This window comes from Phormidesmis priestleyi BC1401, assembly GCF_001650195.1.
Lineage (GTDB): Bacteria > Cyanobacteriota > Cyanobacteriia > Leptolyngbyales > Leptolyngbyaceae > Phormidesmis_A > Phormidesmis_A priestleyi_B.
This window is the reverse complement of sequence record NZ_LXYR01000023.1, coordinates 1-13,193: the sequence shown is the minus strand read 5'-3', so window position 1 is coordinate 13,193 and position 13,193 is coordinate 1. Positions and strand designations below refer to the sequence as shown.

Annotated in this window: 12 protein-coding genes and 1 pseudogene; 7 read left to right on the top strand and 6 right to left on the bottom strand. The window is 49.4% G+C overall.

Annotated features, from left to right (window positions below; translation table 11 throughout):
• Positions 1-222: 222 nt before the first annotated feature.
• The 4 genes from A8707_RS13580 to A8707_RS13565 form a co-directional block, all read right to left on the bottom strand.
• Complete coding sequence (locus tag A8707_RS13580; RefSeq protein ID WP_231948063.1) at positions 223-780, bottom strand: DUF192 domain-containing protein; 558 nt, start codon at positions 778-780, stop codon at positions 223-225.
• Positions 781-793: 13 nt separating this feature from the next.
• Positions 794-1,489, bottom strand: coding sequence for a response regulator transcription factor NblR (nblR, locus tag A8707_RS13575; protein ID WP_068817787.1), 696 nt, complete (start codon positions 1,487-1,489; stop codon positions 794-796).
• 65 nt (positions 1,490-1,554) lie between these two features.
• A complete protein-coding gene (locus A8707_RS13570; RefSeq protein WP_068817786.1) occupies positions 1,555-2,457 on the bottom strand; it encodes an NAD(+) kinase in 903 nt (300 codons plus the stop codon).
• A 92-nt stretch (positions 2,458-2,549) separates the two neighbouring features.
• Positions 2,550-3,542 carry an SDR family oxidoreductase gene (locus A8707_RS13565; RefSeq protein WP_068817785.1) on the bottom strand — a complete coding sequence of 331 codons (993 nt, stop codon included), beginning with the start codon at positions 3,540-3,542 and terminating at the stop codon, positions 2,550-2,552.
• A gap of 262 nt (positions 3,543-3,804) precedes the next feature.
• Between A8707_RS13565 and A8707_RS13560 the strand changes: the two genes are divergently transcribed.
• Complete coding sequence (locus tag A8707_RS13560; RefSeq protein ID WP_068817784.1) at positions 3,805-4,224, top strand: ArsR/SmtB family transcription factor; 420 nt, start codon at positions 3,805-3,807, stop codon at positions 4,222-4,224.
• Between the two features lie 59 nt (positions 4,225-4,283).
• Here A8707_RS13560 and petM read toward each other — a convergent pair whose 3' ends face one another.
• Positions 4,284-4,388 carry a cytochrome b6-f complex subunit PetM gene (gene petM, locus A8707_RS13555; RefSeq protein ID WP_068817783.1) on the bottom strand — a complete coding sequence of 35 codons (105 nt, stop codon included), beginning with the start codon at positions 4,386-4,388 and terminating at the stop codon, positions 4,284-4,286.
• A gap of 275 nt (positions 4,389-4,663) precedes the next feature.
• Between petM and pdxA the strand changes: the two genes are divergently transcribed.
• Positions 4,664-5,701, top strand: coding sequence for a 4-hydroxythreonine-4-phosphate dehydrogenase PdxA (gene pdxA / locus A8707_RS13550; RefSeq protein WP_068817782.1), 1,038 nt, complete (start codon positions 4,664-4,666; stop codon positions 5,699-5,701).
• Between the two features lie 201 nt (positions 5,702-5,902).
• A complete protein-coding gene (locus A8707_RS13545; RefSeq protein ID WP_068817781.1) occupies positions 5,903-6,124 on the top strand; it encodes a DUF4327 family protein in 222 nt (73 codons plus the stop codon).
• A 98-nt stretch (positions 6,125-6,222) separates the two neighbouring features.
• Here A8707_RS13545 and A8707_RS13540 read toward each other — a convergent pair whose 3' ends face one another.
• Positions 6,223-9,117 (bottom strand): GAF domain-containing sensor histidine kinase, encoded by a 2,895-nt coding sequence (locus tag A8707_RS13540; protein ID WP_068817780.1) that lies wholly within the window; start codon positions 9,115-9,117, stop codon positions 6,223-6,225.
• Between the two features lie 903 nt (positions 9,118-10,020).
• Between A8707_RS13540 and A8707_RS13535 the strand changes: the two genes are divergently transcribed.
• The 4 genes and pseudogenes from A8707_RS13535 to A8707_RS28145 all read left to right on the top strand — a co-directional run.
• Complete coding sequence (locus A8707_RS13535; RefSeq protein WP_231948062.1) at positions 10,021-10,887, top strand: lysophospholipid acyltransferase family protein; 867 nt, start codon at positions 10,021-10,023, stop codon at positions 10,885-10,887.
• Positions 10,888-10,974: 87 nt separating this feature from the next.
• Positions 10,975-11,619, top strand: a complete 645-nt coding sequence (hisB, locus tag A8707_RS13530; protein WP_331711717.1) for an imidazoleglycerol-phosphate dehydratase HisB — start codon at positions 10,975-10,977, stop codon at positions 11,617-11,619.
• A 411-nt stretch (positions 11,620-12,030) separates the two neighbouring features.
• Entirely contained in the window at positions 12,031-12,882 is an 852-nt protein-coding gene (locus tag A8707_RS13525; protein WP_156518565.1) for a hypothetical protein, read from the top strand.
• 150 nt (positions 12,883-13,032) lie between these two features.
• Positions 13,033-13,193 (top strand): annotated as a pseudogene (locus A8707_RS28145) (ISKra4 family transposase); the annotation flags it as partial.

Genomic DNA, 13,193 nt, shown 5'->3' with positions numbered 1-13,193 from the left:
GCAACTCAACAAAACCTCCGTCTGATTAAACTCTGAATGCAGCGCTAATAGGGTCTAACCTTTGGCAGATTCTAGCCAATCATCAATTTGGTCGAATTGCTGCAACGTCACTAGCCCGTATGGAAGCTTAAAAAATAGCGAATCTACCCAAAGACACACCACTGATAAATATCAATATTGACTCGACGTAGCCGAGGGCAAAAGAAAACACACCTTCAGCGATCAATTCTGCGTCGCTCTGTTTGGCTTGAGAAACTGAACGGAAACTCGATCGCCCACCTTTAAGCCTAAATCTGCTGACCGACCGCCGCGTAGCTCAATTACCTGGTCGATCGTATCGCGAGTCGAACCATAGGTCGGACAGGGATCAGCCGTGCAGGGCGGCACATTCACAGCGATCGACTTAACAACTCCCTTGTTGAGAAAAACCATATCCAGGCTGATCAGCGTGTTTTTCATCCAAAACTGGGTCGGTCTCGCGGGGCTAAAGACAAACAGCATCCCCCGATCGTCACCTAAACTCGTGCGACCCATCAAGCCAACTTCCTGCTCTTGCGGAGTTTTGGCGACCTCTAACTGAATGATCCGCCCTGAGATCGTGGCTTGAGCCGTGATTGGCAAACTCTGTCCCAAATCGGTGCTGGCTTGAATCGTGGGCAACGACTGAGACGCAGCCTGAGAGCTAGGTGAAGGAGAACAGCCCATCAGCAAAAGCCCTAGTCCTAGACCCATCCATCGACCGCGACGACTTGAAAAAGATTTAGCGAGGCTATCTAACACTCTGGTCGATCCTTTACGCTTCACGCATCACATACCCGACACCCCGCACCGTCTGAATCAATCGCTTCTCGCCCTCATCTTCAATCTTCAAACGCAAATAGCGAATGTAGACTTCAATCACATTGGATTCGCCAATAAAATCATAGCCCCAAACGTTCTCTAAAATTTGCTCACGAGTTAGCACCTCACGCGGATGCTCCATTAAGCATTTGAGCAACTCGAATTCTTTCATCGTCAGATCGATCGCCCGTCCATTTCGCAGCGCTTGGCGGGTCGAAAGATCTAACACTAAATCTCCAAATCTCAACTGCTCTGCGCTCGGAGCGTCAACTTTGAGATAGAGCTTGACTAGCTTTAGAAAGTCGTCGCTGCGATAGGGCTTGAGAAAATAGTCATCGGCTCCCGCTTCTAAGCAAGCAACCCGATCGTCCACTGCATCTCGTGCCATCAACAGCAAAACAGGCGTTCGCATCCCCGCTCCGCGCAAATGGTTGCAGAATGACAGCCCTGATTCTCCAGGCATCATGCGATCGACCACAATTAAAGCCGGGTGTCGCTCGGCTGCTTGACGTAAGCCACTCACTGCATCGTGAGCCACGATCGTGTCATATCCAGACTCTTGCAGGTCTAAACTCACGCTGTGAGCAAGGGTTTCGTCGGTTTCGACAATCAGAACGCAAGGGCTGTGATCAAAGGTCGCAATACTCATAAAACCTGGGAATGAAGGATTTTGACCTCAGCACTGTTGTAGCACGTCTGGCGATAGTTGGTGGCTTAAGTCGGTTTTGCAACGTGAGGCAAGCCCCATCCCAGCTTTTCGCGCAGTAGGTGAAAAAACTCTGGGGGACGGAGGCGCACAAAACGAGCTAGATAGGGCGATCGCTGCACGCGCACACAATCATCTTGAGACACATAGCAGCCTGCATTGCCGTCGGCGGTCATCACCAAACGGTTTGGATTCGCCGGAAAAATCGTCACAGGCTCACTGTTGGCAAATACCAGCGCCCGAGATGCGAGAGAGTGAGGACAAATCGGCACCAAAATCATCACCGGAACTCCGGGCGTGATCACCGGTCCTCCAGCCGAGAGCGAATAGGCGGTCGAGCCAGTTGGGGTAGATAAAATAATGCCGTCTGCTGCAATGTCTACACGCGTGTGTTTGCCAATCTCAACTTCAAAGTGGCACATGCTGGTAAGCGGTTCTCGATGCAGCACCATCTCGTTTAGACAGAGCGCTTCCCACAAAACGGTCTCTTCTCGAAAGACCTGCACCTGAAGCATGGTGCGCTCTTCGACTTTATAATGCCCTGCTAAAACAGCGTCGATCGCCGACGGCAACTGCTCTAATAAGGTCTCGGTGAGAAAACCCATGTGCCCCGTGTTGACTGCCAAAAGCGGCACGTTGCAGGGAGCCACCTGCCGAAATGCAGATAAAACAGTGCCATCGCCTCCCAAAACTACAGCAAAGCTCATCGCTTCATCAAACCCTGGTGGAGACAAGCGATCGATGGGCGTATGACAAACGGGGCTTCCCGGACGGGAGTAGCCCAAAATTCCTCCGGCTCCTGTCGCAAGAGCTACCTCCCAGCCACGCGAAATCAGAGTGTCTTTTAGCTCCTCAGCCGTTTGACACGCGATCGGTTTGTCGTCGTTATAAATGATGCCAGCTTTAGGCACGCGCAAGAGTCCGTATCACAGCAGGGAACCGAATAGTTGGAAATATAGCATTCAATGAGATTTGGATTGCTTCCAAACCTCATCTCAACGCCTCAAAACCGGGGGTAGATTTTGCCATCTTTGGCAGTCGGCTTTTTCTTCTTCTTGATTTGAGCTTGCGCGACCTCGACTTCTTTTAGTTTCTTCAGAATTCGACCGAAGTAGTCTTGCATATAAACTTCTAGAGTCGTCATATCTTTTGGGTCTAGCCCAAACGTTTTATAGACATCCTCCATCGGAGCGTCTAGAGGCTTGCCTGTAGCCACCACTTCGGTGAAAGTTAAGCGATCGGCGATGTTCCAAGTCCACTGAAAGAAGCGGGTAACACTAGCAAAGGCGCGCAATAGCCCGAGCGGAATGCGAGACACTCTAGATTGCTTACCCGATAGCCGCTCACACAAGCGAATGATTTCATAAGCACCCCAGGCTCTCGACCCAACGACTGGAAACGACTGCTTCTCAGTGTCAGGCACTTTGAGCGCCTGCACGGCAAACTTTGCAATATCTTGCGTATCCATATAGGCGATCGCAGACGTTTCGCCCATCACCCAAACCGCCTGCGACTCTAAAATCGGAATCGCATATTGACCAATCAAGCCTTGCAAAAATCCACACGGACGCAGAATCGTGTAGTTTAGCCCCGACTCGGCTAAGAGTTTCTCAGTACAGGCTTTAATCTCCATCAGCGGGACTTTGGGAAACTTTTCAGCATCCAAAATAGAGAAGAAAATATAGCGATCGACCCCAGCCGTTTTTGCCGCCTGAATAAGATTATTTTTCCCGTCCCAGTCTACTTGTCGAATGCTCAGAGAATCGGTGGCGCGGGCGGTTGCCGCATCGATAATCGCCGTCACCCCTTCTAGCACAAAAGGAAGGGTTTCAGGCTTACAGATATCGCCCGTTACTAACTCTGCGCCCCACTCCTTCAAAAAGGCAGCTTTTTTGAGACTCCGAACCAAACATCGCACCTCGTACCCTTCATCTAAGGCGCGACGAGTCACCTGTCTTCCTAAAGTGCCAGTGGCACCCACAATTAATAAGCTCATGAGAATTCGTGACGAATTGTTAACTTTTTGTCAGATTCTATCAGAAGATTTGACCAAACGGAGAAACTTCCCCAATCAGATGAGATTTTCAGAAGAGCCGTTACAATCGTAACCGATTGAAAGTGGGGGATGATACTCTCCTTAAAGAAACTGGGTTGAAGTACCCACTAATCTCCAGAATATGTGATGCTTTGGGATCTATATAAGCTACCCTGAAAGCAGTCTTTGTGCTGACTGATTGAATCTAGCGTTACAAACTTTTATGAGTCAACCAAATTCTGTCTCCACAGCCGCCCTTGAGGGCGATCGGCTTCAGACTCCAGATGAGTTAAACTGCACCGTTCAGCATCCTGTTGATCTGAGTCAGGTGCGTCAGCTTCATCAGAATCTGATCAGCGTTGAAAAATCGCAACGAATGGCGGAGTTTTTTGCGCTGTTAGGAGATGCTAATCGGCTGAGGATTCTCTCGGCGTTGGCATCTCAAGAACTCTGTGTATGTGACCTCGCTGCGGTCGTCAAAATGAGCGAGTCAGCCGTATCTCATCAGTTGCGATCGCTGAGAGCCATGCGTCTAGTTGGCTACCGTAAACAGGGACGCAACGTTTTCTATTCGCTCAAAGACAACCATGTGTTCAATCTTTATCGAGAAGTTGCCGACCATCTAGACGAGTCAGAAGACTGAAGGATAAAGGGTCAAAGCAGAATTTCTCAACTTTCCCCTTTTCCTCACGTCGTTATTTTTTACTCTTCGCCGCCCTGAATTTTAAGCAGCAAGAACCCCAAGGCTAACCCTACCGGAATCAGGGTAAACGCTAGAATAGCAGCGTTGAACATCTCTCCAGACATTGATCGAATCCTCCTAACATGAATTTTGTGGGTCGATCGGTCTGACCCCAGTGTTGTAAACAGGCGCATTCACTGAGTGAGTCTGTGTGAACCTGCACAGAGCATTGTAAACCAATTCAGTAGCGGGTTTTTTGCAAAAAGCTTTTTGACTAGACCTCCTGCGTGAATCTGGACAGCCCTCATCCCCAGGGAGAAGAGAGCTGGAACCTCTTGTTCGCTCTCCTTGAGGAGAAGGCTAGGGTGAGAGCAGAGTATTCGTGCGGGAGGTCTAGTCTATGAATCGTGTTCGTTTGGTGATCCCAATAGGAGACCCGGCGGGAATTGGGGCAGAAGTGATTTTGAAGGCGTTGTCTGATACGACGGTGACTGAAGGCGCAGACGTGACGATCGTCGGCAGTCAGTCTCAGCTTCAGCAGATTTATCGTCGCCTGTCTCCAATCTGCGATTTGGTAAATCCGAGTCAACTCAATGTTCTAGACATCCAGCTAGATTCAGATTTGGAGCAGCAGATTTGTTTAGGAGTCGGCAACGCCGCCAGTGGAGAGGCAAGTTTTCGGTATTTAGAAGCCGCGATCGCTCACACGCTGGCTGGAAAATTTGAGGCAATTGTAACGGCTCCGATCGCTAAATCTGCCTGGAAAGCAGCCGGACATTCCTATCCAGGACAAACTGAGCTATTGGCAGACAGAGCTGGGGTCAAGCGATTTGGGATGTTGTTTGTGGCACGATCGCCCTACACGGGTTGGATATTGCGAACTCTGTTGGCAACGACGCACATTCCTTTGCGAGACGTGGCGGATGCGCTGACTCCAGAGTTAATGACGCTCAAGCTCGAACTCCTGATTGAGACGTTGCAGCAAGAATTTGGGATCGAACAGCCCCAAATCGCGATCGCAGGTTTAAATCCTCACAGTGGCGAACAAGGGCAACTCGGACGCGAAGAACACGATTGGCTGTTTGACTGGTTAGAGCAGATGCGCGATCGGTTTCCTCAAGCTCAACTCGACGGACTGATTCCACCCGACACGCTCTGGGTAAAGCCGGGACAGGCTTGGTATGGGGCAAATTCGCCTATGGTCGCTCACGATGGTTATTTAGCGCTTTACCACGATCAAGGACTAATTCCTGTTAAACTGATGGCATTTGATCGGGCGGTCAACACCTCGATCGGGCTTCCGTTTGTTCGCACATCTCCTGATCACGGCACAGCGTTTGACATCGCTGGAAAGGGAATGGCGGACGCGACCAGTTTTAAGGCAGCTATTCAACTCGCGATCGACTTAGCAACGCGAAGACGGTTGTTTAAATTGTAGAAGTCTGCGACTTGCCCTATAAAGTCAGACTTTGATGACATCCGTGACACTTCTTAATATAATCAAAGAGTGTTTGCCCTGAAAATAGAGGCTCTTCCGTATAAGACACTACAAAGCGCGGTTGTAGCAGACATAGGGAAAACAGTTTTTACCAGCGCTTAAGTTTTGACACTGTTCACTTCATTATTTACCGGAGAGATAATGGTTCAGCTAGCTCAATACTCTCTAACCATGATTCAAGACGAGGTTCGCCAACTCGTAGACAAAGGAGTGGTCAACCGTCAGCAGCCAATCTACAGCCTCTGCAAGCACATTCCCTCCCGTGAATGGGTTTGTATGGAGTGTGAATTAGAAAAAGCCGACTTTTTGCTGCGCGATCGCATCGGCGATCTGATGAGCCACGAAACTTGGGACAATGACTAAACGCCGTGAGGTTTAGATGACAGGTCTACCCGGTGCCGTAAAGACGTTTCACCGAAACGTCTTTACGGGTTCGCACGATCGTGAACATTGGGTCGCGGTCAAACGGTTGATGGTTTGCTCAGTGTCTGATCTGGCATCACTTGCTTAATCGGGATCTCAATTACAAACTCTGAACCCTCCTCTAGTTGAGATTGACACCACAGTTTGCCACTGTGTTTTTCAATAATTTGGTAGCTAATTGACAACCCCAAACCTGTACCGCTTCCGATGGGTTTTGTGGTGAAGAATGGATCAAAGATTTTTGGCTTCACGTCATCTAAGATGCCGCACCCCGTGTCTTTGACGGAGATTTGTATCCAATCATCGTTAGTCTGTTGAGTTGCAAGCGTAATCACTCCGGGAGTGGGTGCTAAGCCCGATGCAATTTGACGATCGTGCTGGTCTTGAATAGTGTCGATCGCGTTAGCGATGAGATTCATCAACACCTGGTTTAGTTGACCTGCAAAGCACTCGACCAACGGCAACTCACCATAGTGTTTCAAAATCTCAATTTCGCCACGTCCTGAACTCGCTTTTGTGCGGTGCTGCAAGATCATCAAAGTGCTGTCAATTCCTTCATGGATGTTGACAAACTTAACTTCTGCCTGATCTAATCGAGAAAAATTTCGCAACGAAAGGACAATCTCGCGAATCCGCTCAGCACCAACCTTTAAGGAGGAAAATAGCCTCGGCAAATCCTTCACTACAAAGTCTAAATCAGTCGCTTCAGCTTGTTGACGAATCGCTTCGGGCGGCTCAGGATAGTCTTCTTGATAGAGGTACAACAACTCCAATACATTATTCAGGTATTCACCCATGTAGGTCAGATTGCCGTAGATGAAATTCACAGGATTATTAATCTCGTGAGCAATGCCTGCCACAAGCTGTCCTAAGCTAGACATCTTTTCGCTCTGAATGAGAAGGCTTTGAGTGTGCTTGAGATAGTCGAGGGCGGTTGACAAATTTTGGGCTTGATCCCGATATTGGTTGAGCAACGTCGCATGTTGCAATGCAATGCCTAACTGTTGGCTAATTTGAACGATGAATTCTATTTCAGAGGGTTGCCAGTGTCGGCTTTCTCGACATTGGTGAATGCACAACAAGCCCCAGAGATGGTCTTGCCTAAATAAGGGCAAAACAAGATTGGCTTTGACCTGAAACTGCTCCAGCATTTGAAGATAACACTCATCGCATCCAGATTTATAGACATCAGGAACCACATGAATCATCCCCTGGCGATAGTTGCGAAGGAACCCTTCTGAATTGCAGCGATCGGCAATTTCGACATTCAGAGTGGTTGAGAACTCAGGCAGCACATCTTCGGCAACGGTTTCTCCTCCTTGACAGTCGGTTTCCGAATAGAAGCGATAAACGACCACTCGATCGGCATCAAGCACCTGCCGAACTTCGGTTGCGATGGCTCTAAAAATCATATCCAGTTCCAGTGATTCTCGAATCCTAGTGATGATTTTTGATAGGGTCTGCTGTCGATCGAATGCCTGTTGTAACTCTGCGGTTGATTTGTGCAGTTTCGTGTTTGACTGCTGGAGTTCTTGAGTGCGGGTTTGCACCTGCTGCTCTAAATTGCTATTGAGCGCTTGCACTTGTTGATTTAGCCGATATTGCTTGACTGCATTCGAGAATCGCTCCCCCAGCGCTTGTGCTAACTTTGTTTCGCCCTCTGTCCAGGGTTGAGCTTGCCCCGTTTTAAGCTGTTGCCAGGTCTCAAATGACTGACGCGCCATCAGTTGGCGGGTATCGGGGTCGTGACTGCCTGCCCAAAGAATTTCGGTATTGACTTCGTTGCGGCAAAGGGTCAAACAGCCCAGCACCTCTGCCCCATAGCGAAGCGGGATAATCATCAAGCCGCGAATTTGAGTGTTTTGAAAATAAGGGGCAAGTGTCCGCAGCAGAGGTTCTTTATAAAGGTCATTAATGACCCACCCATTAAAGTCTGAGGAGAAGTCCTGCGGCGGTTCTTTCAGATTGTAGATCGATCGCATCCATTCAACTGACCAAGGTTTGGTGCCGTCAGGTTGGTGATTGATCACTGAGAACAAATACTGATGCCAGAGGCGGTTTTCTTCGATCGCACGATTCCCTTCCAGGTGTCTCGGTTGCTCTCCACAGGTGTAGAGTTCGCTAATCTGATCGCTGTCAGGCAGCAAATAGAGCCGACCGCTCGCACCCTGAAACGCAGACACCGCTTCTTCTAGCGCGGCTTGCAGTTGAACCGTAGGACTGGTGTAAAGTAGGGCAGTGACTTGGTTAATAAGCGCCTGTTGCTGCGCCTGTTCACGCACCTGCTTAAGAAGGATCGATTGGGCGATCGCCACTGACACCTGATCGACCACTGCCTGAATGAATTGCAGTTCTTCTTCGGTGACGACGCGAGGATCGGCGTGATGAGACACCAACAAACCCCACAACTGAGCCGACGAGCCGAGAGACGGGGGCTGATGTCTGCCCGTTTCGCGGATCTCTGGCACGATCGGCACTACGACTGAAGACTTTACGCCCATTGCCGTCAGATATTCGACATGGCACGGATCAACGGGACGATAGCGAATATCTTGCGATTCGAGCAGATTCCCAGTTTCTGGGCAGTTGAGCGAGCTGATGCCAATCTCGTGCGAGGTAAGATCAACCACCGATCGCTGTCGTGCCCGTACATACAACTCTCGTGCAGAAGGGGGAATATCATCAGCGGGAAAGTTTAACCCCAGCAAAGATGGGAGGCGATCGTCTTGGATAGATTCTGCAATGACGATTCCATGAGCGTCGGGGCTGAACTGGTAAATCTTGACGCGATGGGCGCCTAAATACGATCGGACTTCTGCCACGGTTGTGCTTAAAATCTCTTGTAACTCAAGCGATTGCCGAATTCGAGTCGTGATGCGATGCAAAAGGACTTCCTGAGTCAGAATTGCCTGTCCATCTTGCGGGTGCTGCATAAATTTGTTCTAAGAAAATATCAAGAACACTGAATTCAGAGTGCCCAATCTCTCACAGCATAATAACAAAATGCCGATGCTGCTCTATTAAAACCTTAGTTGAGACCATTTCAGAATGGGTAGAACGCCCAAAGCGTTTGACCTTGAATCTGGGGAGTCTTTTCACGAAGGTTTTGAATTTTCCAACCTGTCAGCCGTACGAGAGTTTGGGCATGTTGTCCGCTCACTAACGCAGCGATCGCTGATAGCGGTCTCTTGCCAAACCTTTCATCTGCCCATAAACGGATAATGCAACACAAACCGCCCCTGAAATGAATCAAGATTCGAGGTTTTTTGAAACATCAAATCTTTAGGAAATTTATCGTAAGGGTAACGCACCTGTAATCGGTTAACAAACACATTGGATGAATCAAAAGTAGAACGCGGAGCACCAGAAGAACCAAGCGTTAAACTATCGCTAGGGTTATCAGGTCAGAACACACTCGCTTGCTTTAACTTCTGACGGTTTAACGGCTCAGACGAACAGGGGTCGCAACTGCTTATATGCTAAGCGTATTCTAGAAAAGCGGTATTTTCGCGTTCACGATCGCAATCTATCGTAAACGTAGATTTACAAAAAGAGGCAGAGAATTTGATAGATTTAGGCATCTTGAGGCATGGAAGCCGCGACAGACGACCGGAATTATGAACGGGTGAGAAAAAATCTCAGAGCGTGGTTCACTTTTGATAACATACTATCGATCGCAGATCATGAGGAATGAGAAACGATCGTCAAAATATAGAACAGACACCCGCAGAAGTGTCCTTTGAGAAAGCCCAAGACTTACAAAACCCATTACGTTGAAAACTGAAGGACGCATTCACCCGCTTTACGAAGCCTCTATTTTGTTTCCTATTGCGACTATGATTTCGATCAATTCCATGACTCCGACAAATTCTTCTGATTGTGACAGTCCTGTCGCCCATCCAGAGGTTGCTGACCTTGTGTCGCAACCAGACCCTCATCAGGCTGATGAATATCGTCCGATGATCAAGCAAAATAGGAGTCTAGATCGAGATGCTTCAGCTTCTACAATGAGCGCAAAGACCGATTCTGTGAATTCTCGTCTCTCTCCCTGGCTAGCGTCTCTGGTCTACCCGATCGGGCGCTATGGCTTGCTCCCATTCTATTTTCGAGGCATTGAGGTATTGGGTCGAGAGCACCTACCCACAGCAGGTCCCGTGATTTTAGCCCCGACTCATCGATCGCGGTGGGATGCCTTCATGATTCCCTATATCGCAGGTCAAGATATCACAGGACGGATACTGCGATTCATGGTCAGCGCAGACGAAATGACGGGACTTCAGGGTTGGTTTATCAGACGGTTAGGAGGGTTTTCGATCGACACCCAACATCCCGCGATCGCGAGTCTGCGCCACAGCGTTGAGCTGCTGCAAAACCGAGAGGTGTTGGTGATCTTTCCTGAAGGGGGAGATTTGCAGGTAAATCGATCGTGCCAACTCAATCGGCTACAGCCCGGTCTTGCCCGTCTCGCGCTGCAATCAGAAGCAAGTCAGGCAAATCTAGGAGTTCAGATTGTGCCCATTAGTATTTCCTATAGTTGCCCTTCAGTGCCCTGGCGGTCAGCCGTTAAGATTTGCATTGGCGCTCCGCTTAACGTTGCTGATTACAGTTCGGGGTCTTCTAAGCTTGCTGCCCGACAGTTGACTGGTGATTTACAGAAAGCGCTTCAAGCTTTAAACGAATATGGGATTGCAGAAGAAAGTTAACTCCCGCAACCATTGCGCGCTTTCTTTTAGGCGACTCGCTCTTACCGCGGCGATTGCACAGATAATAGAAGAATCTCTTTTGACTCAATGACTCCTATGCAGACCAGCGATCGTCTTCAAGTTGCGACCAGCCCTTATCTTGTCAATCGCACCGCTTCGGTGACTCGCAAAACAGGCGAAACCGATGTGCAAGTCAGCCTTAACTTAGACGGGACGGGTTATTGCGTCGCTAAAACTGGGATTCCGTTTCTCGATCATATGCTGCATCAAATCTCATCGCATGGTTTGATCGATTTAGAGGTGCAGGCGACGGGTGATATTGAAATCGATGACCATCACACCAACGAGGATGTCGGCATCACGTTAGGCATGGCATTCGCGAAGGCACTCGGCGATCGCAAAGGCATCGTGCGCTTTGGTCATTTTGTCGCCCCGTTGGATGAAGCCCTCGTGCAGGTCACTCTTGATTTTTCGGGTCGTCCCCATTTGAGCTATGGGTTAGAGATTCCGACGCAGCGAGTCGGGACGTATGACACGCAGTTGGTGAGAGAGTTTTTTGTGGCGATCGTCAATCATTCTCAGATGACGCTGCACATTCGTCAGTTAGACGGCATTAACTCACATCACATCATCGAAGCGACGTTTAAGGCATTTGCGCGATCGCTCCGCATGGCAGCCGAAGTCGATCCGCGTCGTGCCCACACAATCCCCAGTTCTAAGGGTGTGCTGTAAACCTACATCCGCAGTTCTTCGGCGATTTTGAGCGACATCTGTTTACCCAAACCCAGCAGTTTGATTCAGCGATCGCCCTTTTATTTTTTGGTGCTCAAGGCGAGTTTCGAGTCTTTGATAGCCTGAGTCAACTGCGGTTGCTCGCGTCAGGTTAGATCGATCTGACGATCGTCTCGCTGTGATGCCGATGATGAATCAAGGTGGGAGGAACTGCAAGCTTGCCACGATTTGAGCACCACTGCCCCTCATTATGTTCGACTGTCTGCGTAATTTGACATTTGGGACATAGATTGAACCTAGTAGCTCGCTTATTTCTGTACGACTGCTTAACAGAGTTACCATTTCTACAAGATGTCTAACAAAGGGCTTCAGGCTCTTGCATACAGAACGGTTGATCTGCCAAGAAATCTTATGCGTATCTTGCTCTCTAGGACGATTCTCTCGATAACCCTACTTCTACAAGCGTGTAGCGGACGCTATCAAACCCCTATCGTGTTTCCTGGCACGTTTAATTCTGCCTCGCCAACGGTGCAAAAGTCTCCGATCGTCACCCCTTCCCAAAAGCCTATTCAACCTACGGTTGCCATTTCGCCTACCCCGACCGGAGAGAGGTTAGACGCATGTGCCACGATCAGCCAAGAAAATCGTCGCCTGGTCGCATTTGAGACGGCAAGCTACTTCGTGAATGTCTGTCAAAAAGGCGCTCAGGGACGCATCTTCTATACGGGGCAGGAAAAAGGCAAGCCCAACACCAACGTGCAGGTGACGGCTTCTCTAACCAAGCGCGGCTATCGAGCTATCAATGGCAACACGACTTATGTGATTAACACGCAGTCAGGCGGCAGGCTAACCGTGCTGCAAAACGGACAGTCAGTCTTTCAAGAACCCGCGATCGGAACGATCATTACCGCCAATCCTGGAGTCGCTCCTCGCCCACCTAAAGGAGATTCGAGTACAGATTTTCGGCTGACCTGCGCAGGTGGCATCAACAACCGAAATATGTATTTCACCGTTATCTACACCCAAGAGAGCGGCTTCACCACCTTTGAGCTGCGGCAGAATGGAACCGATCGTCTCATGTCTAAAGGCAGTGTTGCGTTTAGCGGCAAGAATGAGCAGGGGCAAACGATTTATCGAGGGGCAGCAAAAGACGCAGATGTGGTCGTCGTCGGGTTTGCACCTCGCTACCAAAAACCCTTTAGTGAAATGTCGTTTAGCATCGATGGTCAATGGGGACGCGGCACCTGTCGCCAACTGGGTTAGCTCGATCGGCTGTGATCGATTCCCACGCTATGGGACACTTACCCCTACTGTTCATTGACGGGTGCGACCTCTACTTGATTTAGTAGGTCAAGCATGATATCACTGAGTGAGGCAACCAAGAGGTGGTGAGTATGAGCGCTCAATTGCTGAGTCAAGAAGGGAGGCACCTGTATGCTGTTGTGCGACACCGGATGGAGAGAAGCCATGGTCGGCACCATCAGTCTGTATGACGCGTTTGGAGACCGACAACACACCATTTATATGGGAGCCACCCCCGAATATGGCAAGGCGACGTTTCTGGAACGGCTAGA

Bases quoted from the DNA above. Each gene is read 5' to 3' on its own strand.
- A8707_RS13535 (WP_231948062.1), top strand. From the start codon at position 10,021: ATGATTTCGATCAATTCCATGACTCCGACAAATTCTTCTGATTGTGAC.
- A8707_RS13545 (WP_068817781.1), top strand. From the start codon at position 5,903: ATGGTTCAGCTAGCTCAATACTCTCTAACCATGATTCAAGACGAGGTT.
- A8707_RS13565 (WP_068817785.1), bottom strand. From the start codon at position 3,542: ATGAGCTTATTAATTGTGGGTGCCACTGGCACTTTAGGAAGACAGGTG.
- pdxA (WP_068817782.1), top strand. From the start codon at position 4,664: ATGAATCGTGTTCGTTTGGTGATCCCAATAGGAGACCCGGCGGGAATT.
- A8707_RS13540 (WP_068817780.1), bottom strand. From the start codon at position 9,117: ATGCAGCACCCGCAAGATGGACAGGCAATTCTGACTCAGGAAGTCCTT.
- hisB (WP_331711717.1), top strand. From the start codon at position 10,975: ATGACTCCTATGCAGACCAGCGATCGTCTTCAAGTTGCGACCAGCCCT.
- A8707_RS13525 (WP_156518565.1), top strand. From the start codon at position 12,031: ATGCGTATCTTGCTCTCTAGGACGATTCTCTCGATAACCCTACTTCTA.
- A8707_RS13560 (WP_068817784.1), top strand. From the start codon at position 3,805: ATGAGTCAACCAAATTCTGTCTCCACAGCCGCCCTTGAGGGCGATCGG.
- petM (WP_068817783.1), bottom strand. From the start codon at position 4,388: ATGTCTGGAGAGATGTTCAACGCTGCTATTCTAGCGTTTACCCTGATT.
- nblR (WP_068817787.1), bottom strand. From the start codon at position 1,489: ATGAGTATTGCGACCTTTGATCACAGCCCTTGCGTTCTGATTGTCGAA.